This window comes from Plantactinospora endophytica (assembly GCF_016862915.1).
Classification (GTDB): domain Bacteria; phylum Actinomycetota; class Actinomycetes; order Mycobacteriales; family Micromonosporaceae; genus Plantactinospora; species Plantactinospora endophytica.
The window spans coordinates 38,305-59,517 of sequence record NZ_BONW01000011.1 but is presented as its reverse complement, the minus strand read 5'-3'; the positions used below and the strand labels follow the sequence as shown (position 1 = coordinate 59,517).

Here is a 21,213-nt window from a genome sequence, read left to right as displayed (position 1 = left end):
AGTGTGGGACCACATGCGGACCAGGCCCCTTTTACCCTTTCGGGCGCTCCACCACATCCGCATGATTAGTCGTGCAGCGCGTGAGGAGACGGAAGATGGCCGGTCGAAACGTCGGGGAGGCGAGAACCGTCCTCGAACAACTGTTGCGACAGCAGGACCGCACCTACGAAGAGGTGGCGGCCGAGTTCGAACGGCTGGCCCGGACCCTCGGCGAACGGGGGCTGAGCATCACCGCCCGGCACCTGCGCCGGCTCGCCTCGGGCGAGCGGTCCGGCACCACACCCGCGACCCGTCGCGTACTGCACGCCATGTTCAACCTGCCGGTCGACGAGTTGCTGCGGCCGTGGGGCGGAGATCAACTCGTCGATCCGTCCCGCGCCGCCGTGGTCGTACCGGCGTCGCAGACGGAAGTGGAGTTGCTGGAGATGGCCGCCGAAGAATCGCGTCGTTTCGCGCTGGACCGGGACCTGCCGATGAGCGGTGAGGTGATCGAGGGGTTGCACGAGGAGGTACGCGACCTCGCCAACCTGTACGGCACGCAGCCCCTGCCGACGATCCTCGGCCGGCTGGTGGCCGCGCAGGGCACCATCCTGTCGTTCCTGGAACGGCGGCAGACCCCGGCCAACGCCCGCGAGCTGTACTTCCTGGCCACCATCGTCGGCGCCCTGCTCGCCAACGCGGCCAACGACGTCTCCAAGCCCGACCTGGCGCTCACCCACGCCCGCACCGCGTACCTCTGGGCCGACTACACCGGCCACGACGGGCTGCGCACCTGGGTCCGTGGCCTACAGTCCTACATCTGCTTCTGGGCCGACCGGTCCCGCGAGGCGCTCCGCTACGCCGACCTCGGCGCCCAGACGACTCCCCAGACGACCGGTACGGCCTCCGCCTGGCTCTACGCCGGTCAGGCCCGTGCCTGGGCGTCGCTGGGCAACGCCGAGCAGGCCAGGGCGAACATCCAGCGGGCCGAGGAGGCCCAGGAGCGGGCCCGGGGGGACGAACTGGACGAGATGGGCGGGCTCTGCGTCTTCGGCCGCCCGAAGCTCCTCTACTACGCCGGTCGCGCCCTGGCCACCCTGCCGACCGAGTCGGACGACGCGGACCGGCTCTCCAGCCAGGCGGTACGGGCGTACCAGGATCGTGACCAGCCCGGCTGGGACTTCACCTGCCTGGCCGACTCGCACATCAGCCTGGCGCTGGCCCGGGTGTCCCGGGGCGAGTTGGACGGCGTCGCCGACTCGCTGCGGCCGGTGCTGGCGTTGCCGCCGGAGAAGCGCATCCACGACCTGGTCCGGACGATGCACCTGGTGCACCGGAGCCTGAACCGGTTCGACAGCGCCGAGTCCCGGGACCTGCAGGAGACGATCGAGGGGTTCGGCCGTACGTCACTTCCGAACGTCCTCGGTTGAGCCGTGGGAGGCCGCCGGGCGCCCGGCGGCCTCCACCCGGATCCGCCACCTCCGCGACATGCGGTCGGGGACGGACTTTCAATTCTGGATGACGCGATTCTCGACAGGTGGGCGAACGAGCGGGATCAGCCGTCCGCGTCGGTCGGGTCCGAAACGTCGTCGGACCCCGTACGAGCCATTCTCCTGCGCCGGACATCGCCCCGGAGTTGGATCAGGGCGGACGTCACGCCGAGCAGCAGCGCGGTCTTCTGGCAGTTTCCGAGTTCCGCGATCCCGGCCGCGACGACCAGCAGGGACGGTGCGAGCAGGCCGGCCATTTCCGACAGCGTGCAGCCGACGGATGCCGGTATACGCGAGCGGTTCATGACGGTCTCCAGTGGAATCCGGAATTGCGTTGGCGGGCGTATTTCCATGGTCCGAAGGGCGAACTGGCCGGACAAGGTCCTGCACGGGACCGCAGGCGGACGTGTACGGACGCGGACCGGTCCACGGGGTCCGTCGACGGCGGCGGACGGTACGGCGGGGTGGGGCCGCGCCGGATCCGGGCGACGCGCCGGATCCCGGGATGTCATGATCCTGCTCGGCCCGGTGTGGACCCCCCGGGCCGAGGCGCTGGTGGACGGAGGATGCCGTGCGAGACGCTCTGGTGGTCCGGGGTGGCTGGGAGGGCCACGTACCGGTGGCGGCGACCGAGGTGTTCGTCCCGTTCCTCCGGTCGGCGGGCTTCGCCGTGGAGGTGCACGACGACCTCGCCGTCTACGCCGATCCGGACCGGATGGCCGCCGCCGACCTGGTGGTGCAGTGCTGGTCCATCGGCACGATCAGCGAGGCGCAGGCGACGGGCCTGATCGCGGCGGTCCGGGCCGGTACCGGATTCGCGGGGTGGCACGGCGGAATCGTGGGCGCCTTCCACCACAACGCGTACCACCAGCTCACCGGCGGGGTCTTCGTGCACCATCCGGCGGGCTTCGTCGACCACGAGCTGACGGTGTCACCGGACCGGGCCGACCATCCGATCGTCCGGGACATCGGGTCGGTACGCCTGCACACCGAGAAGTACTGGGTGCTGACCGACCCGCTCAACGACGTACTCGCGACGGTGACCTTCGAGCCTGAGCCGGCCACCGCACCGGCCGGAGCGAGCCCGTGGGACCGGTCGGTGACCCTGCCGGCGGTGTGGACCAGATCCTGGGGCGCCGGCCGGGTCTTCGTCTCGACGGTCGGCCACAAGCTGGACGACCTGACCCTGCCGCCGATCCGGCGGATCACCGAGCGGGGCCTGATCTGGGCCGCCCGTCAGAATTAGGTGTCCGTTCGGTCGCAGTTTGGGTTTCCTTTGGGGGATCTTTCACTGGCCAAAGGTCTTCCCGTGAATCCCTTTCGGGTCCTACCGTCACGCTATGAACCTGGAGCTGCGTCACCTCAAGGTGGTCTGCGCGATCGCGGAGACGGGCAGCGTGACGAAGGCGGCCTCGACACTGGGCCTGGCACAGCCGGCGCTCACCGCACAGCTCCAGCGCATCGAGCGCACGCTCGGCGGCCCGCTGTTCGAGCGGGATCGTCGCGGTGCCCGACCGACCGCGCTGGGCGAGCTGGTGCTGGCCCGGGCCCGGGTACTGCTGCCCGCGATGAAGGGCCTGCAGGACGAGGCCGCCCGGCTGGCCGGTACCGGCACCACGATGACCCGGTTCCGGTTCGGCGGGGTGAACAGCCCGATCCTCGGTGGACTGGTGCACCGGCTCGCCGCCGACCAGCCACACGCGCAGATCAGCACCCATGCCTCGTGGTCGGTGGACGAGCTGGCCCAGATGGTGCTCAGCGGCCGGCTCGACTTCGTCCTCTCCGGCGTCTGCGGGGACGCCGTTCCGTCGGCGGAGTTCGGGCTGACCTGGCGGGCGGTGGCGGTCGACGCGGTCTTCGTACTGTTGCCGGAGGCACATCCGCTGGCCGCGAACGCCGAGGTGCACCTGGCGGCGCTCGCCGACGAGCGCTGGGCGGCGGCGCCCGGCGACGGCTGCTTCGCCGACTGCTTCGTCGCTGCCTGCGCCCGGGCCGGTTTCACCCCGGCGAAGATCTACGAGACCGACATCCGGAGCTGCATCGACCTGGTCGAGGCGGGCGAGGCGATCGCGTTGGCCCAGGCGACCTTCCGGCCGGTCTCCGGGCTGGTCACCCGTCCGCTGGCGCACACGCCGCTGCGCTGGCGGCTGCTGCTCGGCTGGCATCCGGACGCTCCGGCGGCCGACATCGCCGACCGGGTGCTCGGGCACGCCATCGCCGCCTACACCGACTCGCTGTCCCGCAACCCGAACTACCTCGCCTGGCTGTCCCGCAACCCGAACTTCGGCGCCCAGGACCTCGCCGCCGCCTGACCGCTCGGCCGCGTCGCGGGTCCGTCCGGAGCGGCGCCGCTCCGTCCAGCGTCCGACGCTGCCGGCGCTCCGCCCTCGGCAGTCCGAGGTAGGCGCCGAGGGCCGCCGGCGCGCGGCGGGGCGCGGGGGCCGGAAAGGCTCAGGCCGGCTGCCGGGCCGGGGTGATCCGTCGGGCCAGTCGCCACCAGATCGCGAGTTGGCCGACCGCCAGCGTCACGGCGAACGGCAGCAGGGTCCACACCCCGATCCCCTGGGCGACCGCGCCGGCCAGCCAGGGGAAGACCGCACCGCCGAGCACCGAGACGCCGTTCATCAGGCCGATCGCGGTCGGCACCAGGCGGGTCGCGGTCAGCCGGGGCACCATCGCCATCGCGGTCGGGAAGAGCGGCCCGAGGAAGAACCCGAGCAGTACCAGCCCGACGCTGGCCACCGCCGCGACCGGTACCAGCCAGGCCAGTACCGCGCTGACCGTGACCCCGACCAGGCAACCCATGCTGGTGGCGACCGGGGTCAGCCGGGCCCGGGTGGCCAGCGGACTGATCAGGAACCGGCCCGCCGTCAGGCCCAGCCAGTAGCCGCTGACCGCGTAGCCGGCCAGCACCCCCGACTGGCCGTACCCGTCGACCAGCAGGCTGAAGGCCCAGTTGCCGACGCTGATCTCGAGGCCGACGTAGACGGCGAGGAAGACCGCCGCCAGCACCACCGCCGGCTGCCGCAGCGCCGCGCCCAGCAGGCTGCCGTTGCCGTTGCCGCTGCGGGACCGGCCCGGCGGGGCGTCGGGTGCCGGGGCCGCGCCGTCGGTTGCCGGAGCGCCGGGTGCCAGCCTGCCGTCCGCCGGACCGCCGTCGTCGGCCACCGGGTCCGGTCCGTCGGCGGCGTGCCGGCGCGGCGGGTACGCCAGCAGGAAGCCGGCGACCAGCGGCAGACAGGCCAGCGCGAGTACCAGCCACACGGCCGTCCACGGCAGCGACCGCAGCAGCCAGGCGGCCAGCGCGGGCGCCAGCAACGCCCCGACGCCGAAGAAGGCGTGCAGCCGGTTCAACAGCGTGGTGGCCCCGGACAGCTCGCTGAGGTGGGCGTTGAGCACCGACTCGAGTACCCCGATGCCGTAGCCGGCCAGCACCTGCACGGCCACGAAGGCCAGGAACGGCGGGCGGACCGCCGTGTAGAGACCGGCCAGGACGAAGGCACCGGCGCCGACCGCCAGCGCGGCCCGGGTACCGAGGCGGTCGATCAGCCCGCCGGTGGTGAATCCGGCCAGCAGGAAACCGGCGGAGAAGGTGAAGAAGGTGACGCCGATGGTCGCCTTGTCCACCCCGTAGTCGTCGATCTGGGCCGGCAGCAGTACCCCACCGACCCCAGCGCTCAGGCCGACCAGGACGAACGCGGCGTAGGCCAGCAGGACCACCGGCCGCCGGGCAGGTCGGGGAACGGACACGGCGGCTCCTCGTCGGTGGCGGCGGGGACGCCGGTGCGACCCGGCCGATGGTGGTCGACGGGCGCCAAGATTACGAGGTACCGCCGGTACGCGAAAGCCCTGCCAGCAGGCAGCGGTATGAGCTAGGCGGGATATCCCTCGGTCGATTGTGGCCGGTTACCTTAACCATGCCCTGACCGACCCAGACCCGCTGGTACGGCGACCGTCGACATCGCCACCACCGGTGGGGCTGACCCCCGGTCGGCGGGGCACCGGCCACCGTGCGCCGTCCGGTTCCGGGCCGGGCGGTGCACGGGCCGCCCGGCCTTCTGCTGACTTCCGGCACCCCCGGAGCACGCCGTGTCGTGCCCGTGGGTCGGCCGGCGCTGCCGTTCGCCGGTACGTCCCACCCCGGCCGGCCCGACCCCCGATCACCTCCCGGGCCGGCCGTCCCCCACCGAAACCCCCCCGAAGGAGACTCCGGATGAGACGAAGACTCGCCACGTTGGCGGCGGTGACCCTGCTGCCCGTGGGGATCATCGGCGCCGTGGCCACACCCGCCGCCGCGGCGCCCGACGGCACGATCCCGGCCCCGGCGCCGGCCACCGCCGAAGCCGCCGCCCCAGAGATGCTCGCCGCGATGCAGCGCGACCTCGGACTCACCGCCGCGCAGGCCAAGACCCGGATCAGTCGGGACGAACAGGCCAGCCGGACCGACGCCGGGCTGCGCAAGTCGCTCGGCCGGGCGTACGCCGGCGGTTGGATCGCGCCGGGCAGCGGCGACCTGGTGGTGGCGGTCACCGACCGCGCCCAGGCCGCCCGGGTGACGGCGGCCGGGGCCCAGCCGAAGTTGGTCGCCCGGAGCGCCGCCCAGCTCGACGGGATCAAGTCCGCCCTCGACCGGGCCGCCGCGAAGGCACCCGCCAAAGCGGTCCCCGGCTGGTACGTCGACGCGCCCACCAACAGCGTGGTGGTACTGGCCAGCGGCGGTACGGCCACCGCGACCGCGTTCGTCGCGGCCAGCGGGGCGGACGCGGCGGCGGTACGGATCGTGGCGAGCACCGAGGCGCCCCGGCTCTACTACGATGTCCGGGGCGGCGACGCCTACTACATGGGCGGTCGCTGCTCGGTCGGCTTCGCCGTCACCGGTGGCTTCGTCACCGCCGGCCACTGCGGGACGACCGGTACCGCCACGCAGGGCTACAACCAGGTCGCCCAGGGCACCTTCCGGGGCTCGTCCTTCCCGGGCAACGACTACGCCTGGGTGCAGACCAACAGCAACTGGACGCCGCAGCCGTGGGTCAACAACTACGCGGGCGGCAACGTGACGGTCGCCGGCTCGACCGAGGCCGCCGTCAACGCCGCGATCTGCCGGTCCGGTTCCACCACCGGCTGGCGCTGCGGCACCGTGCAGGCGAAGAACCAGACCGTCAACTACGCCGAGGGTGCGGTCACCGGCATGACCCGGACCAACGCCTGCGCCGAGCCGGGTGACTCGGGCGGCTCGTGGCTCTCCGGGCAGCAGGCCCAGGGCGTCACCTCCGGCGGCTCCGGCAACTGCTCGTCCGGCGGCACCACGTACTTCCAGCCGGTCAACGAGATCCTCTCGGTGTACGGGCTGACCCTGCGGACCAGCGGAGGCGGTCCGGGTGAGCCGCCGCCGACCGGCACCTGCACCGGGTACGCCAGCACGTTCAGCGGCTCGCTGGCCGCCGGCGGGGTGCAGTACCAGCCGAACGGCAGCTACTACCAGACGACCCGGTCCGGCACCCACCGCGGCTGCCTCGACGGGCCGTCCGGAGTGGACTTCGACCTCTACCTCCAGCGGTGGAACGGCAGCGCCTGGGCGACCGTGGCCCAGGGCACCTCGGCCGGGCCGGACGAGACGGTCTCGTACTCCGGCGCGGCCGGGTACTACCGGTACGCGGTCGACGCGTACAGCGGGTCGGGCAGCTACACCCTGGGCGCCACCGCGCCCTGACCGGCGGGCCGGGTGACCGCCACCGGCGGTCCCGCCCCGATCGGACCGGGCTCCCCGCGCGCGCCACGCGGGGAGCCCGGCGGCGTTCCCGGAGCCCAGCAAGGTCGACCGGGCGTGGCCACGTCCGCCATCTCGACCGGACACGGCCGGTTCAGCTGGTTCGTGGCAGGCGTGGTTCGGGCAGCTACCTCGGTCGGGTCGGTGCGAAGCGGCGGGAAGCGGGTACCGGTAGCGGTATGACCGACATGATCCCGCCGGCGGACGACCGGGAGACCGCACGGCAGATCGCCGCCGCGCACACCGCCGCCTCCCGCGACGTGGAGGCCTTCCTGCGTCAGGTCCCGGAGCTGCCCAGCCCGGAGGACGTCGCCGAGTACGCGGCGCTGCTGGCCCGGGAGGAGGCGCTCCGCACCGAGCGGACCGACGCCGCCGAGGCGGCCGGACTGGGCGTCCCGACCATCGGCGGCGCGTAGGCAGGTACCGGAAGAGGCCGGCCGGCAACCCGCCGGCCGGCCCGGCTAGCGTGCGGTCAGCGGGTCGTGCCCGAGGTCGAGCAGGGACCGGCGCCAGTTCTCGTCGGTCAGCCCGCCGTCCGGCCGGGTGTCGAGCAGGTCCTGGATCTCGTCGACCGTCTCCCGCATCACCTGGATGTCGTCGCCGGTCAGGTCGACCTTGCGCTTGCCGAGGATGGCGAGGATCCGCCGGCCCGGCTCCGGCAGCCCGAGATCCGGGTCGGCGCCGAACGCCTGCTCGCCCGACCCCTGGGTGAGCAGCCAGCTACGGAGCTGCTCCGAGGTGACGTTGACGCGGGCGTGGAAGTCCTGCCACAGCTCCTCCACCTCCGGCTCCACCCGTTGCTGTCGGGCCATCACGCCTCCTCCTCCGGCTGCGACGCGGGCGGGGTCGGCTCGTCGGCGGTACGCGGCCGGGTGCCCTGCGGTGGCCGGGGCCGCGCCGGCCCGGGGGTGGCGGCCGGTGGTCGCAGTACGGCGTCGGTCTTGGCGCTCTTCTCGCGGTTCTCCTCGGGCTGGCTCACGCCACTCCCCTCCTCTCGTCCCGGCGGGCTACCGGGATGACTCGGACCGCTGCCGGGACGGCTCGAACGGCTACCGGACGGCTCAGGCAGCCGCCGGGGTGACCGTCCGGCGCCGGGGCGGCTCAGCGGCCGTGCGTCGCGGTGGCCGGGCTACGGCCGCCGGACCGCTCCTCCGTCGACACGTCGAAGGTCAACTCGCCCTGCCGGGCGCCGACCGTGACCCGCTGTCCCGGCGTCACGGTGCCGTCCAGCAGCATCCGGGAGAGCCGGTTGTCGACCTCCCGCTGGATCGTCCGGCGCAGCGGCCGGGCGCCGAACTGCGGCTCGTAGCCGTGCTCGGCGATCCAGTCCACCCCCTCGGTGGTGAACTCGACGCCGATGTCCTGGGCCCGCAGCCGCCGCCGGGTCTCGCCGAGCAGCAGTTCGGTGATCTCCCGGAGCTGCTGCTCCTCCAGCCGACGGAAGATGATCACCTCGTCGATCCGGTTGAGGAACTCGGGACGGAACTGCTCCTGCAACCGGCGCATCAGCCGGTCCCGCAGCTCGTCGTTCTCCTCGTCGGCGCCGCCTCCCGCACCGCCGCCGAAGCCGACGCTGCGCTGCGTACCGGTGATCAGCTCGGAGCCGAGGTTGCTGGTCATGATCAGCACGCTGTTCCGGAAGTTCACCGTCCGGCCCTGGCTGTCGGTGAGCCGCCCGTCCTCGAGTACCTGCAACAGGATGTTGAAGACGTCCGGGTGCGCCTTCTCGATCTCGTCGAGCAGCACCACCGCGTACGGGCGGCGCCGGACCGCCTCGGTGAGCTGCCCCGCCTCCTCGTACCCGACGTAGCCGGGCGGAGCCCCGACCAGCCGACTCACCGTGTGCCGCTCCTGGAACTCGCTCATGTCCAGCCGGACCATCCGGTCCTGCTCGCCGAAGAGCGCCTCGGCCAGCGCCCGGGCCAGTTCGGTCTTGCCCACCCCGGTCGGGCCGAGGAACAGGAAGCTGCCCATCGGCCGGTCCGGGTCGGCCAGCCCGGTACGGGACCGCCGGACCGCCTCGGCGACCGCGCTCACCGCGTCGTCCTGACCGACCACCCGCTCGTGCAGGTGCCCCTCCAGCCGGAGCAGTCGGTCCCGTTCCTCCTCGGTGAGCTGGCTGGCCGGGATGCCGGTGGCCCGGGAGACCACCTCGGCGATCTCCTGCGGCCCCACCTCGGGCACCGCCGGCTGGTCGCCGTTGCCGTTCGCCGTGTGCAGCCGCTCGCGGATGTCGTGCAGCCGGTCGCGCAGGTCCGAGGCGCGCTCGTACTGCTCGTCGGCGACCGCCTGGTCCTTCTCCCGCCGTACCTCCTCCAGTTCCCGTTCCAGCTCGCGGACGTCTCCGGCGGGTGTCCGGGTACGCAGCCGGACCCGGGCACCGGCCTGGTCGATCAGGTCGATCGCCTTGTCCGGCAGGAACCGGTCGGTGACGTACCGGTCGGATAGTTCGGCGGCGGCGACCAGCGCCTCGTCGGTGAACCGGACCTGGTGGTGCGCCTCGTACCGGTCGCGCAGCCCGCGCAGGATGGCGACGGTGTCGTCCACGGTGGGCTCCGGCACCAGGATCGGCTGGAACCGCCGGGCGAGGGCAGCGTCCTTCTCGATGTTGCGCCGGTACTCGTTCAGCGTGGTGGCGCCGACCACCCGCATCTGGCCTCGGGCCAGCGCCGGCTTGAGCATGTTGCTGGCGTCCATCCCGCCCTCGGCACCGGCCCCGCCCGCGCCGACCAGGGTGTGCAACTCGTCCAGGAAGATGATCAGCTCGTCGCTGTGCGCCCGGATCTCGTCGAGCAGCTTCTTCAGCCGCTCCTCGAAGTCGCCCCGGTAGCGGGTGCCGGCCACCAGCCGGGCGAGGTCCAACTGCACCACCCGCTTGCCGATCAGCGTCTGCGGTACGTCCCCGTCGGCGATCCGTTCGGCGAGTCCCTCGACGATCGCGGTCTTGCCGACCCCGGCCTCGCCGATCAGCACCGGGTTGTTCTTGGTACGCCGGGACAGGATCTCCACTGCCTGCTCGATCTCGTCCATCCGGCCGATCACCGGGTCGATCTCGTCGGCCCGGGCCAGGTCGGTGAGGTCCTGGCCGTACTGGTCGAGGGTCGGGGTGCCCCGGTCCGGCTTCGCACCGCCGTTGCCGCCGCCGCCACCGCTGGCGCTGGCGGCCTGCAACGACTGCGGCTGGATCCGGCCCGCCGCCAGCATCCGGCCGGCCGGTGACTCCGGGTTGAGCGGCAGGGCCATCAGGATGTGCTCCGGCCCGATGTAGGAGGCGCTCATCGCCCGGGAGAGCTGGTGCGCGTCGAGCAGCGCCCGCTTCGCCGCCGGGGTGAGCGACATGTTCGACGGCACCTGGCCGTGCTTGGCCGGCCGTTCCACCCGCTGCTCGCCGCCGAGCGCGCCGAGCAGCGCCTCCGGGTCGGCGCCGGCCCGGCTTATCAGGTCCCGCAGCGGTTCCCGTTGCAGGGCCGCCCAGAGCAGGTGGTCGGTGTCCAGGTCACTGCTGTTGGCCTGGGCCGCTCGACGTGCCGCGTCCGCCAGCATCTCCCGCGCGTCCGCCGTCATCAGCCGGGTGATGTCCACCCGCTGCCCCTGCCGGCGGTTCTCCCCCCGGCCGAAGTACCGGGCGAGAAACTCGTCCCACGGGTCGGGGCCGAGGTCGCCGGGTCCCTGCGTCATCTTCGTCCCCCTCACGGGCGCGGGCGCTGGCGTCACCTCGGCTACCCGGCGGAAGGCCCGACAAACGCGGCGTAACCACAGGTGCGGCGGTCGGGGTGGCAGGCTGGGCGGATGGTTGCCGAACCTCTCCTCGTCGTGGACGCCGCCAACGTGGTCGGCTCCCGGCCGGACGGCTGGTGGCGGGACCGGGCCGGGGCGACCGTCCGGCTGCGGGACCGGCTGGCGCCGATCTCCCGGTACGGCCTGCCCGGGCTGGCGCCGCCGGTCGAGGTGGTACTGGTGGTGGAGGGCGCGGCCCGCCGGGTGGAGCCGGCCGAGGGGGTCCGGGTGGTCGCGGCGGAGGGCTCCGGCGACGACGCCATCGTCGGCCTGGTCCGGGCCGAGCGCGCCGACCGGAGCTGCGTCGTGGTCACCGCCGACCGGGCGCTGCGGGACCGCGTCACCGCCCTCGGTGCGCAGGTACGCGGACCGCGCTGGCTGCCCGACCGGCCGACCGGTACGGCGACGCCGGAGTGATCCCGCCAGCCGGAACTTCCACGGTTGAGCCGGATCTCGCCGGTTCGGCCAGACAACTGTCAGGGATCCGACTGAGTAACCGCCCGGTGGCCCAAAGTGGGAGGAAGGTCGGCCTATGTCCGCTGTCGGCCGGACCACCTGGGATCGGACAGCCGGGCAGCAAACGCCCGGGGCGCTGTGGACCGCTGATCGGGATAAGCTCTAATAAGAGCCCTCCCCGCCCCCTGGAGGTTTCGCCGTGGCGAGTGTCGCCGAGCTGAAAGCGGCCATCGACGCCGCACTGCAGCAGATCGGTGACGGCCAGGCTGCGGTGCAGGCCGCCAGCGACAAGCTCGCCGAGGCGCAGCAGACCCTGGCCGGGGCGTTGGAGGGAAGTGGACACTCCACTGTCGACGCCGCGCAGGCGTCGCTCTCGCAGGCCGCCCAGGAGTTGGAGGAGTGCCTCGCCGCGACGCTGGCCGCCGTCGAACACGCCCAGCTCTACGTCTCGACGCTGTAGAGCACGCGGATGTCCATCATCGAGGAGTTGGGCGCCCGGGTCCGGGCCGCCTCCGACGAGCTGCCGGTCGAGTTGGTGATCAAGGCACTCGACCACCTCAAACTCGCCTCCGAGCGGCTGCGCTGGGTCCGGCAGGAGTCGGCCGACCCGATGGGCGTACCCGAACTCTCGGCCGCCACGGAGCACCTGGAGACCGCCGGTCACGCCCTGCGGCTCGCCCAGGACCAGTTCGCGACCTACCTGGCGGCGATCGGCCTGGCCCGGGACGGCAGCCCCGCCCCCGGGCCGGAGCGACCGCCGCCCAGCCGCGGCGCCGGTACCGCCGACGACTCGTCCGGGCCGGTCCGCAAGGTCGCCCCGGCGGCGACCGGCGGCTGGTGGTCGGTCCGGGTGGCCGAGCTGTTCGACCGGCGGGACACCCCGGCACCGAAGCCGGACCACGAGATCACCGACGCCGAGGAGTTGCTCCGCCGGGTGACCGACGGGGTCCGTTCCGGCGACCGGACCCGGCTGCACACCGAGCTGCGGGCGGTGGAGGCGAACGTCGGGCTGGGACTCGCCTCGGTGGCCCCGCCGATGCTCCGCGACCTGGCCGGCGCGCTGCTCGGCCACCAGCCCCGGGCGGCCGACCTGCCGAGGCTGCGCCGCGAGGTCACCGGGCAGGTCCAGGAGCTGGTGCCCAACCTGCCGCCGGGGGTGCTGGACACCCTGCTCAGCCGGGTCTGCCGGATGCCGCCGCCGAAGGAGCCGGTGGAGCAGCCGCATCCGGCCGATCCGGCGGTCGCCGCCGGGGTCCTCACCGGACTGCTGATGCGCCGGCTCGGCGTCGACCAGCGTCCGGTCACCGCTCGCGCACCCCGGGACACCCATGCCTGACGTACGGACCCAGCTCGTCGACCGGGTCCGCACCATGCTGTCGCACGCGCTGGGCGCGTCCCGGTCCCGCCTCGCGGCGGCGCGGACCGAACTCGGCAGCGCCGAGGAGCGGCTGCGCCGGATCCGGGACGCCGCCACCCGGGTACCCGCCCGGGTCGGTGCGGAACGGGACCGCCGGATCGCCGACCTGGCCGACCGGTACGGGGCGGAGATCACCCGGCTCGCCGCCCGGGCCGCCGACGCCGCCACCCGGGAGGCACCCGGCGCCGCCGGCACCGACTGGCAGGGCTGGCGGCCCACCCCCGTGGTCCGGGGCGAGGCACCGGGACCGTTGCGGATCGGCACCGTGCACCTGCCCGGCAGCGTGCCGGTACCCGCGCTGGTACCGCTGCTCGACGCCGGGCACGTGCACCTGTCCGGGGCCGACCGGGCCGGCTCCGACGCCGTCGTCGCCGCGCTGCTGCTCCGGTCCCTCGGCCGGGCCGATCCCGGCTCGGTACGCCTGGTCGGCTACGACCCCGAGCACCTCGGCGGCGGGCTGGCCGGGTTCGCCCCGCTCTCCACCGCCGGGCTGCTGACCTTCGTCGGGCCGGGCGGGCTGGCCCGACTCCTCGACGACCTCGTCGACCAGATCCGCCGCATCAACGAAACCGTGCTGGCCGGCGAGTACGCCTCGCTGCGCGAGCTGGCCGCCGCGACCGGCCGGCGCCCCGAACCGTGGCGGGTGGCGGTACTGCTCGGCGGCGACGAGTTGTCCCGGCACGAACGGGGGCAACTCGACCGGGTGGCCCGGACCGGCGCCGCCTGCGGCGTACACCTGGTGGTACGCGGCATCGCGCTGCCCGACGAGCCGGACGTGCACCGGGCGGTGGTCGACGGCGACGGCGCCCGGCTGGACACCTGCCCCGACCTCCTCGTCCGCCCCGACCCGGCGCCGCCGGCCCACCTGGTCACCGAGACCTGCCGGGAGGTGGCGACCCGGGTGAACGCCGGCCCGCCGCCGACCCCCTTCACCGACCTGCTGCCGCCGCTCGACGAGATGTGGCGGGAGGACTCTGCCGTCAGTCTGGTCGCACCGATCGGGGACGGTCCGCAGGGCCGGCCGGTGACGCTGACCCTCGGCGACTATCCGCCGCACGCGTTGATCGGCGGCCCGTCCGGCACCGGCAAGACGAATCTGATCTTCGCCTGGATCGGCTCGCTCGCCTCCCGCTACTCCCCAGCCGAGCTGGAGTTCTATCTGCTCGACTTCAAGGAGGGGGTGTCCTTCGCCCGGTTCGCCCAGGGCCGCCGCGACCCGAGCTGGCTGCCGCACATGCGGCTGGTCGGGATCAATGTCAACACGGACCGGGAGTTCGGGCTGGCCCTGCTGCGGTTCCTCGCCGAGGAGCTGCGCCGTCGGGCGGACGCCGCCAAGCGGCACGAGGTGACCAAGCTGTCCGAGCTGCGGGCGGTGGACCCGACCGGCCGCTGGCCGAGGATCGTCGCCGTGGTGGACGAGTTCCAGATGCTGCTCGCCGGCCGGGACGCGGTGGCCCGGGAGGCCGCCGACCTGCTGGAGGACCTGGCCCGGCGGGGCCGCTCCCAGGGCATCCACCTGGTGCTGGCCTCGCAGGACGTCCGGGGCATCGAGGCGCTGTGGGGCCGGCCGGCGCTGGTCGCCCAGTTCACGTTGCGGATCGCGCTGCCCAAGGCACTGCGCATCCTGGCCGAGCGCAACGACGCCGCCCAGGTGCTGCCCCGGCACCACGCGATCGTCAACGCCGAGTCCGGGATGGCCGAGGGCAACCAGGTGGCCCGGATCCCGGCGGCCAGCGACTGGGGTACCTGGAGCGATCTCCAGCACCGGCTGTGGCGGATGCGACCGCCGGACGCGGCGCCGGCCCGGCTCTTCGACGGCGACGCGATCCCCCGGCTGGACGAGGCACCGGACTTCGTCGCGCTGCGTCCGGCCGGCGAACCCGTACCGGCCCGTGCCGGCGACCGCGCGGCCGGCGGGGCGATCTGGCCCGAGGGGGTGGGGCCGGAGCACACCGCACCGCCGACCGGCGCCGACCGGCCCGGCGGACCGGAGCGGACCACCGGCGGGGCGCGCGGCCCGGTGGCGCTGCTCGGCGAGATCATCGACGTGCAGGCCAGGTCGGCCGGGCTGCGGCTGCCGCGGGCACCGGGACGGAACCTGGCGGTACTCGGCACCGGAGTGGACGAGGCGTGCGCCGTGCTGGACGCGGCGGCCCGGTCGCTGCGCCGCCAGCACCGGCCCGGTACCGCCCGGTTCTCCATCGCCTGTCTGGACCCGGACGCCGACACCGCCGCCCGGGCACTCTACGAGGCGCTCGGCACCGACGCCGCCTGGTACTCCGAGGACGACATCGGCGAACTGATGGCCGAGACGGCCAACGGGCTCGGCTCCGGCAGCGCCCCCGGCGAACCGCACTACCTGCTGCTGTACGCGGTCGACGCGGCAGCCGGCCAGCTCGGCACCAGCGTCGGCGGGCGCTCCGGACTGGACCACCTACGGCACGTGCTGCACAACGGGCCGGAGCGGCGTACCCACACGCTGGCCTGGTGGCGTGGGGTGGCCCGGATGCGGGTGGACCTCGGCGGCCCGGCGTCGCGTACCGACCAGATCGGTGCCTGGGTGGCGCTCGACGTGCAGGGTGCGGAACTCACCTCCGCGCTCTACCCGGGAGCCGGCGGCGGCCCGGACTGGTACCCACGGCCGTGGCGCGGGCTCTTCTTCGACCGTTCGGTGCACCGCACCGGCCAAGTGATCATCCCTTATGGACCGTCCCGATGAGCGGTGACCTGGAACGCGACCTCAGTTACGCCCGGGCGATCCGGCGGCTCGCCGAGCTGACCGGCCGGGCCGAGGCGGAACGCGCCGAGGCGGACGGCTGGTACGACCGCCAGTGCGCCGCCGCCGACCGGGCGGTGCACGACGCGGAGCAGTCGGTACGCCGGGCCGAGGCGGAGGTGTCGGCGGCCCAGGAGGAGGTCGACCGTACCGAGGCCGAGTCGGTGCACCTGTGGAGCATCCTGCGCGGCCAACTCGGTGCGAACGACCGGCGCGTCGGCGAGCCGCCGGTGCCCCGCAACGGCGTACCGGCCGACGTGGAGGCGCTGCTCGACGGGGTACGGGAGCTGTTGGACCGGGCTCGGAACCCGGGCGAGCTGCCGCCGGCCACCCGGCCGTTGCTGGCGCTGTTCGGCGTGCTCGGCGCCGCCGCCGCGTACGCCCTCGGGTTGGCCGCCCGGGCGCTCGGCACCCGGTACGGCGGCGACCTGGCGGTGGCGATGCCGGTGCTCGGACTGCTGGTGACGCTGGTCGGCCCGGTCGTCGGGCTGGCGCCGGCCCGGGTACTCGCCGACCGCCGGCACGCCGGCCTGGACGTACGCTCCGCCCTGACGGTCGTGGTCGCCGGGCTGGTCACCACCGGGGCGCTGTTCGGCCTGCTCCGCTGACTGCCACGCGGCGCACGGCCGGCCCGGTTTGCCGAGGTCGAGGCCGGCCGTGCAAGGCGGGCCGGCACGGTCGCCCAGGTCGAATCGGACCGGTTGCCCACGCCGGACGGCACGGCGGGTCGGGCCGGCTGCGCACGGCGGACGGCACCGCGGGACGGCACGGCGGCTCAGGTCGGGACGGCGACCGCCTCGCGGAGCAGGCGCCGGGCCAGCACGATCCGGTCGGCGTCGTCGTCGAGTCCGGGCAGGTCACCGACCCGGTGCACTCCGCCTGCGAGGAACGCCCGGACGGCCAGCGCGCACTGGGCCGGAAAGGTCAGCGTCCGGTCGAAGAGCGCCAGCAGCACCTCACCCGGGCCGTCCGCCCCGTCCGGCGGCTGGGCCGTCAACTGCCAGCGCAGGCCCTCCCGAGGGGCGATCCGGGTGTCGACGTGCAGCGTCCGGATCGCCGCCGCCTGGGCGAGTGGACGGATCGGCGCGGGGCGGGCCGCCGGCCAGGCCCGGTTCCGCAGCCGGGCGGCGACCGCGGCCGGATCGGCCCGGAGCAGCCAGTCCCGCAGCGCCTCGACGGTCTCGGTGAGTTCCGGTTCGACCTGGTCGACCTCGGCGACGTCCATCCCGAACGGCAGCGGGGCGCGCAGTCGCCGGTCCTCGGCGGCCAGTTCCAGCAGCGCCTCGACCATCGCGTACCGGGTGAGTGCCCGGACGCCGACGGTCAGGTGCAGGCTGCTGTCGTCCTGCGCCCGGGCGCTGTGCAGCCAACCCCGGGGCAGGTAGAGCGCGTCACCGGGGCCGAGTACCACGTCCAGTGCGGGTGGCCCGTCGGCGACCGCCCCGACCTCGTCGGCCCGGCCGCCCCACGGCTGCCGCTCCAGCGGGTCGGGCAGCACCGGCTCGTGGATCTGCCAGTGCTTGTGCCCGTCGACCTGGAGCACGAAGACGTCGTGGGTGTCGTAGTGGGTGGCGAAGCCCTGGTTTCCCGGCGGGGTCAGGTAGGCGTTCACCTGAAGCGGTTGGCCGAGGACCAGGCTCAGCTCGCGGGTGAAGTCGATCAGTGGCGGCCAGGTCCGGTGCAGTCCCTGGAGCACCAGCGTGGCGCCGTCGGCGTAGAGGCCGAGGACCCGCTCGTCGAGTACCTGGTCGGCGATCTCGGCCCCGGCACCGCCGCTACCGGTGTACTGCCCGGTCGGCAGCACCTGCCCGTTCTTCGCCGCCCGCAGGAACGGGGTACGCAGTCCGCGCCGGCTGAGCAGTTCGTCGGCGTCGGCCGGGCCGAGCAGGTCGGTGAACCCGTCCGGGTTGCCGAGTTCGGCGGCCCGGGACAGCAGCGGCGCCCGCCCCCAGTACGCGGCGGCGAACTTCGTCGGCTCGACCGCCACGCATCGGGCCAGCGCGGGTCGACCGGGGCCGGTCCGCACGGCCGGGCCGGTGGACCGGGACAGTAGGGGTACCCGGTCCACCGACAGCGCGTCCGGCAGGCCCGCCTGCGGCGCGTCCGGCGGGCGTTCTTCCGCGACCGTGCCGGTCGACCCGTCGTACTCGGTCATCTCGGGTGGCCGGCGTTACCGGGCGCCGCTGTCGGCGCCGCCGTCCTGCCGCCCCGGGGTCGCGCCCGCGTCGGCCGGGCCCTCGGCGCTGCCGTCCGCCCCGCCGTCGTGCTGGCCCGGGGTCGCGCCACCGTCGGCCGGTCCTTCGGCGCTGCCGTCGGCTCCGCCGTCGTGCTGGCCCGCCGTGGCTCCGGCGTCGGCCGGACCCTCGGCGGCACCGTCGGCGCCACCGTCCCGGCCCATCGGGTTGGCCCCGCCGTCGGCCGGACCCTCCCCGCCGCCGCCCGTGGTCCGGATGTCGTCGTCGTCGAGTCTCATCGGGTGCTCCCTCGGGTCCAGCGCCCGCCTTCGCGCGGCCGGGCGTCGCTACGGCGGTGGTGGTACCCCGCGCCCGATCACCTCTAACCCGGCAAACCGGTCCGCTCCGCTGCTGGGGTGACTCCGCGACCCAGCGGACCGCTGGCGGGTGCCGTGGTACGGCAGACAGCACGGTCCGGGGCAAATGGCATCCCGAGTTCTACCGGAAATCTCCCGGTAATTTGATCCACGGCCGCCGGCACCGGTCCGGCGACGCCGGGATCACTTGCCGGCGTACGGCGCCGAGCTGTCCCGGACGACCAGGTCGGTGGAGAGTTCGATGCGGGGGGTGTCGAGCGACTCGCCCTGGGCCAGCCGGAGCACCGTGCGGGCGGCCAGCAATCCCATCTCGGCCAGCGGCTGCCGGACGGTGGTGAGCGGGGGTGACGCCCAGCGCGCCTCCGGCAGGTCGTCGAAGCCGACCACGCTGACGTCGTCGGGAACCCGGAGCCCGCGCCGCCGGACCGCCTCGTACGCGCCGAACGCCATCTGGTCGCTGGAGGCGAAGATCGCCGTCGGCGGCTCGTCGAGGTCGAGCAGCGCGGCGCCGCCGGAGTATCCGGACTCGTGGTAGAAGTCGCCGGGCACGATCAGCTCGTCGCGCATCGGAATGCCGGCGGCGTCCAGGGCGGCCCGGTAGCCGTCCAGCCGGGCCCGGCTGCACAGCAGTCGCGGCGGGCCGGCGATGAAGCCGATCCGGCGGTGCCCGAGCGAGAGCAGGTGCTCGGTGGCGCGCAGCCCGCCGGCCCAGTTCGTCGCGCCGATCGTCGGTATGTCCAGATTGGGCACTCCGGCCGGGTCGACGAGCACCATCGGCACGTTCAGCCGACGCAGCTCGGCGTGCACCGGCGGGGCGAGATCGCTGGCGACCAGGATCACGCCGTCGGTGGCCCGGGTACGCAGGTTCTGCAACCACTGCCGGGTGGAGGTCGACCGGCGGTGGATCGCCGAGACAACGGTGCCGACCCCGGAGGCGTGCGCGACGTCCTCCACACCTCGGATGATCTCGACCGCCCAGGGGCTGTCCAGGTCGTTGAAGATCAGGTCGATCAGGCTCGCGCCGGCCCGGGGTCGGGTCGCCCGACGGCGGTAGCCGTGCCGGCGGAGGAGTTCCTCCACCCGTTCCCGGGTCTGCGGCGCCACGTCGTTGCGGCCGTTGAGTACCCGGGAGACCGTCGGCACCGACACGCCCGCCTCCTGGGCGATGGCGGTGATGGTAATCCTGCGTCCTTCGTCGACCGTCACGAGGCAGCTCCTTCGTTGAGGCTCCAGCCTACGACCGAAACAATTTCGAGGCTGCACCGGCGTCCGTCGCGCGCCCTCCCAGTATTTTGCCCCAGATTCCGGGGTTGACTGACCGGACGGAGGGCCATAACGTTCCGATCGAGTTACGGAATAGTTCCGGAAAGTTTTCGCCGGAGAGGATCGTCAATGCACCCTCCCGCCGCCGCGCCCACGATCGCACCGGCCCGGACGACCGACGATCCGGCCGAGTCCGACATCTGATGGCGACCTCCAGCGAGCCGGTCGTCGCCGGCTTCTACCCGGACCCGAGCGTCTGCCGGGTCGGCGACGACTACTACCTGGCGTGCTCCAGCTTCGAATACTTCCCGGGCGTACCCATCCTGCACAGCCGGGACCTGGTCAACTGGACCCAGCTCGGCAACGCCCTCGACCGGCCCAGCCAACTCGTCCTGCCGCCCGGCACCCCCTCCTCCGGCGGGGTCTACGCGCCCACACTGCGGCACCACGACGGCCGGTTCTGGCTGATCACCTCGAACGTCCCGCACGGCGGCACCCTGCTGGTCACCGCCGAGGACCCGGCCGGTCGCTGGTCGGAGCCGGTGCACCTGCCCGACGTGCTCGGCATCGACCCGGACCTGGCCTGGGACGACGACGGCACCTGCTGGTGCACCGTCGCCGGCATCGACCAGTTGCGGATCGACCCGGTCCGGGGGACGGCGCTGAGCCGACCGAAGCGGATCTGGTCCGGCACCCCCGGCGCGCAGGCCCCCGAGGCGCCGCACCTCTACCAGGTCGACGGCACCTGGTATCTGCTGATCGCCGAGGGGGGCACCGAGCGCGGCCACGGCATCTCGGTGGCCCGGGCGCCGGCCCCGGACGGCCCGTTCGAGCCGTGCCCGGCCAACCCGATCCTCAGCCACCGCAGCACCGACCACCCGATCCAGAACACCGGACACGGCGACCTCGTCCAGGCCGCCGACGGTTCGTGGTGGCTGGTCTTCCTCGGGGTACGCGCCCGCGGCGGCACGCCCGGCTGGCACGTACTCGGCCGGGAGACCTTCCTCGCCCCGGTCACCTGGTCCGACGGCTGGCCGGTGGTCGGGCCGATCGCCACCGGGCCGCGTACCCCCGCCCGGTTTCCCGCGCCGGTGGGTGCCGCGCCGGCGCGGGACGACTTCGACGGCCCGGACCTGCACCCCTGTTGGATCTCGGTCCGGACCCGACCGCCGGAGGACGTCTCGCTGATCGAGCGCCCCGGCTGGCTGACCCTGCGGGCAAGGGGTGGATCGCTCGACGACCCGACGGTGACCTTCCTGGGACGCCGGCAGGACCGGCACGACGTCCGGGTACGCGCACTGGTCGACCCCGGGGCCGGCCGGGGTGGCCTGGCGGTACGCCTCGACGAGGCGCACCACTACGCCGTGGAGCTGGGCGGCGGCAAGGTCTGGGTACGCGCCCGGATCGGGCCGCTGTCCCAGCGGATCGGGAGCCGTCCGGTCGACGGTCCGGTGGTGCTGCGCGTCGAGACCTGGTCCTCGGGGCCGGGGATGGACCATCCCCGGCAGGAGCCGGACGTGGTGCGGCTCGGCTACGAGGCCCCGGACGGCGGGTTCGTCGTCCTCGCCGAACTCGACGGCCGCTACCTCTCCACCGAGGTCGCCGGCGGCTTCACCGGCCGGGTGATCGGCTGCTACGCGACCGTCGACGCGATCGGAGTCGACTGGTACGACTACCGCTGCCTCGGCTCGCTGGACCGGGCCGAGGTGGTCGACGACGACCTCGTCGACGCCTGAC

At 73.8% G+C, this 21,213-nt stretch carries 19 protein-coding genes; 11 read left to right on the top strand and 8 right to left on the bottom strand.

The features are described 5' to 3' along the window. Nucleotides 1–95 precede the first annotated feature (95 nt). Nucleotides 96–1,409 (top strand): NsdA family TPR-like regulatory protein, encoded by a 1,314-nt coding sequence (locus Pen02_RS11990; protein ID WP_203866056.1) that lies wholly within the window; start codon nt 96–98, stop codon nt 1,407–1,409. A gap of 125 nt (nt 1,410–1,534) precedes the next feature. On the opposite strand, the gene Pen02_RS11985 is transcribed toward Pen02_RS11990, so the two are convergent. Then, entirely contained in the window at nt 1,535–1,822 is a 288-nt protein-coding gene (locus Pen02_RS11985) for a hypothetical protein (protein WP_203866055.1), read from the bottom strand. A 218-nt stretch (nt 1,823–2,040) separates the two neighbouring features. Here Pen02_RS11985 and Pen02_RS11980 point away from each other — a divergent pair, with 218 nt between their 5' ends. Then, a complete protein-coding gene (locus Pen02_RS11980; RefSeq protein ID WP_203866054.1) occupies nt 2,041–2,715 on the top strand; it encodes a ThuA domain-containing protein in 675 nt (224 codons plus the stop codon). 94 nt (nt 2,716–2,809) lie between these two features. After that, nucleotides 2,810–3,781: a LysR family transcriptional regulator gene (locus Pen02_RS11975; protein ID WP_203866053.1), complete on the top strand. Its 972-nt coding sequence runs from the start codon at nt 2,810–2,812 to the stop codon at nt 3,779–3,781. Nucleotides 3,782–3,920: 139 nt separating this feature from the next. Here Pen02_RS11975 and Pen02_RS11970 read toward each other — a convergent pair whose 3' ends face one another. Then, nucleotides 3,921–5,219: an MFS transporter gene (locus Pen02_RS11970; RefSeq protein ID WP_203866052.1), complete on the bottom strand. Its 1,299-nt coding sequence runs from the start codon at nt 5,217–5,219 to the stop codon at nt 3,921–3,923. Nucleotides 5,220–5,682: 463 nt separating this feature from the next. Here Pen02_RS11970 and Pen02_RS11965 point away from each other — a divergent pair, with 463 nt between their 5' ends. After that, complete coding sequence (locus Pen02_RS11965) at nt 5,683–7,179, top strand: S1 family peptidase (protein ID WP_239140512.1); 1,497 nt, start codon at nt 5,683–5,685, stop codon at nt 7,177–7,179. A gap of 236 nt (nt 7,180–7,415) precedes the next feature. Further along, nucleotides 7,416–7,652 carry a hypothetical protein gene (locus Pen02_RS11960; protein WP_203866051.1) on the top strand — a complete coding sequence of 79 codons (237 nt, stop codon included), beginning with the start codon at nt 7,416–7,418 and terminating at the stop codon, nt 7,650–7,652. 45 nt (nt 7,653–7,697) lie between these two features. On the opposite strand, the gene Pen02_RS11955 is transcribed toward Pen02_RS11960, so the two are convergent. From Pen02_RS11955 to Pen02_RS11945, 3 genes are all read right to left on the bottom strand, one after another. Continuing rightward, nucleotides 7,698–8,048 (bottom strand): DUF3140 domain-containing protein, encoded by a 351-nt coding sequence (locus Pen02_RS11955; protein WP_203866050.1) that lies wholly within the window; start codon nt 8,046–8,048, stop codon nt 7,698–7,700. Then, a complete protein-coding gene (locus tag Pen02_RS11950) occupies nt 8,048–8,215 on the bottom strand; it encodes a hypothetical protein (RefSeq protein WP_203866049.1) in 168 nt (55 codons plus the stop codon). The genes Pen02_RS11955 and Pen02_RS11950 overlap by 1 nt, the downstream gene beginning before the upstream one ends. 122 nt (nt 8,216–8,337) lie before the next feature. Further along, nucleotides 8,338–10,914 (bottom strand): ATP-dependent Clp protease ATP-binding subunit, encoded by a 2,577-nt coding sequence (locus tag Pen02_RS11945; protein WP_203866048.1) that lies wholly within the window; start codon nt 10,912–10,914, stop codon nt 8,338–8,340. Between the two features lie 111 nt (nt 10,915–11,025). On the opposite strand from Pen02_RS11945, the gene Pen02_RS11940 reads away from it, so the two are divergent. The 5 genes from Pen02_RS11940 (at nt 11,026) to Pen02_RS11920 (ending at nt 16,270) form a co-directional block, all read left to right on the top strand. Beyond that, nucleotides 11,026–11,430, top strand: coding sequence for a PIN domain-containing protein (locus Pen02_RS11940; RefSeq protein WP_203866047.1), 405 nt, complete (start codon nt 11,026–11,028; stop codon nt 11,428–11,430). 238 nt (nt 11,431–11,668) lie between these two features. Beyond that, complete coding sequence (locus Pen02_RS11935) at nt 11,669–11,929, top strand: hypothetical protein (RefSeq protein ID WP_107259179.1); 261 nt, start codon at nt 11,669–11,671, stop codon at nt 11,927–11,929. Between the two features lie 9 nt (nt 11,930–11,938). Further along, nucleotides 11,939–12,805, top strand: coding sequence for a hypothetical protein (locus Pen02_RS11930; RefSeq protein WP_203866046.1), 867 nt, complete (start codon nt 11,939–11,941; stop codon nt 12,803–12,805). Continuing rightward, nucleotides 12,798–15,605, top strand: coding sequence for an FtsK/SpoIIIE domain-containing protein (locus tag Pen02_RS11925; RefSeq protein ID WP_239140510.1), 2,808 nt, complete (start codon nt 12,798–12,800; stop codon nt 15,603–15,605). The genes Pen02_RS11930 and Pen02_RS11925 overlap by 8 nt, the downstream gene beginning before the upstream one ends. After that, on the top strand, nt 15,602–16,270 hold the full coding sequence (locus Pen02_RS11920; protein ID WP_203866045.1) for a hypothetical protein: 669 nt from the start codon (nt 15,602–15,604) through the stop codon (nt 16,268–16,270). Before Pen02_RS11925 ends, Pen02_RS11920 begins: the two co-directional genes overlap by 4 nt. A gap of 167 nt (nt 16,271–16,437) precedes the next feature. Here the strand turns inward: Pen02_RS11920 and Pen02_RS11915 are convergent, their stop codons facing one another. The 3 genes from Pen02_RS11915 to Pen02_RS11905 all read right to left on the bottom strand — a co-directional run bounded on the left by Pen02_RS11915 (nt 16,438) and on the right by Pen02_RS11905 (nt 19,419). Beyond that, nucleotides 16,438–17,817: a cupin domain-containing protein gene (locus tag Pen02_RS11915; RefSeq protein ID WP_203866044.1), complete on the bottom strand. Its 1,380-nt coding sequence runs from the start codon at nt 17,815–17,817 to the stop codon at nt 16,438–16,440. A gap of 15 nt (nt 17,818–17,832) precedes the next feature. After that, complete coding sequence (locus Pen02_RS11910) at nt 17,833–18,135, bottom strand: hypothetical protein (protein ID WP_203866043.1); 303 nt, start codon at nt 18,133–18,135, stop codon at nt 17,833–17,835. Nucleotides 18,136–18,396: 261 nt separating this feature from the next. Continuing rightward, nucleotides 18,397–19,419, bottom strand: coding sequence for a LacI family DNA-binding transcriptional regulator (locus Pen02_RS11905; RefSeq protein ID WP_203866042.1), 1,023 nt, complete (start codon nt 19,417–19,419; stop codon nt 18,397–18,399). A 260-nt stretch (nt 19,420–19,679) separates the two neighbouring features. Between Pen02_RS11905 and Pen02_RS11900 the strand changes: the two genes are divergently transcribed. Continuing rightward, nucleotides 19,680–21,212 (top strand): glycoside hydrolase family 43 protein, encoded by a 1,533-nt coding sequence (locus Pen02_RS11900; RefSeq protein WP_203866041.1) that lies wholly within the window; start codon nt 19,680–19,682, stop codon nt 21,210–21,212. Nucleotide 21,213: the final 1 nt, after the last annotated feature.

Bases quoted from the DNA above. Each gene is read 5' to 3' on its own strand.
- Pen02_RS11985 (WP_203866055.1), bottom strand. From the start codon at position 1,822: ATGGAAATACGCCCGCCAACGCAATTCCGGATTCCACTGGAGACCGTC.
- Pen02_RS11940 (WP_203866047.1), top strand. From the start codon at position 11,026: ATGGTTGCCGAACCTCTCCTCGTCGTGGACGCCGCCAACGTGGTCGGC.
- Pen02_RS11920 (WP_203866045.1), top strand. From the start codon at position 15,602: ATGAGCGGTGACCTGGAACGCGACCTCAGTTACGCCCGGGCGATCCGG.
- Pen02_RS11965 (WP_239140512.1), top strand. From the start codon at position 5,683: ATGAGACGAAGACTCGCCACGTTGGCGGCGGTGACCCTGCTGCCCGTG.
- Pen02_RS11910 (WP_203866043.1), bottom strand. From the start codon at position 18,135: ATGAGACTCGACGACGACGACATCCGGACCACGGGCGGCGGCGGGGAG.
- Pen02_RS11915 (WP_203866044.1), bottom strand. From the start codon at position 17,817: ATGACCGAGTACGACGGGTCGACCGGCACGGTCGCGGAAGAACGCCCG.
- Pen02_RS11925 (WP_239140510.1), top strand. From the start codon at position 12,798: ATGCCTGACGTACGGACCCAGCTCGTCGACCGGGTCCGCACCATGCTG.
- Pen02_RS11960 (WP_203866051.1), top strand. From the start codon at position 7,416: ATGACCGACATGATCCCGCCGGCGGACGACCGGGAGACCGCACGGCAG.
- Pen02_RS11945 (WP_203866048.1), bottom strand. From the start codon at position 10,914: ATGACGCAGGGACCCGGCGACCTCGGCCCCGACCCGTGGGACGAGTTT.
- Pen02_RS11990 (WP_203866056.1), top strand. From the start codon at position 96: ATGGCCGGTCGAAACGTCGGGGAGGCGAGAACCGTCCTCGAACAACTG.
- Pen02_RS11955 (WP_203866050.1), bottom strand. From the start codon at position 8,048: ATGGCCCGACAGCAACGGGTGGAGCCGGAGGTGGAGGAGCTGTGGCAG.
- Pen02_RS11975 (WP_203866053.1), top strand. From the start codon at position 2,810: ATGAACCTGGAGCTGCGTCACCTCAAGGTGGTCTGCGCGATCGCGGAG.
- Pen02_RS11930 (WP_203866046.1), top strand. From the start codon at position 11,939: ATGTCCATCATCGAGGAGTTGGGCGCCCGGGTCCGGGCCGCCTCCGAC.
- Pen02_RS11900 (WP_203866041.1), top strand. From the start codon at position 19,680: ATGGCGACCTCCAGCGAGCCGGTCGTCGCCGGCTTCTACCCGGACCCG.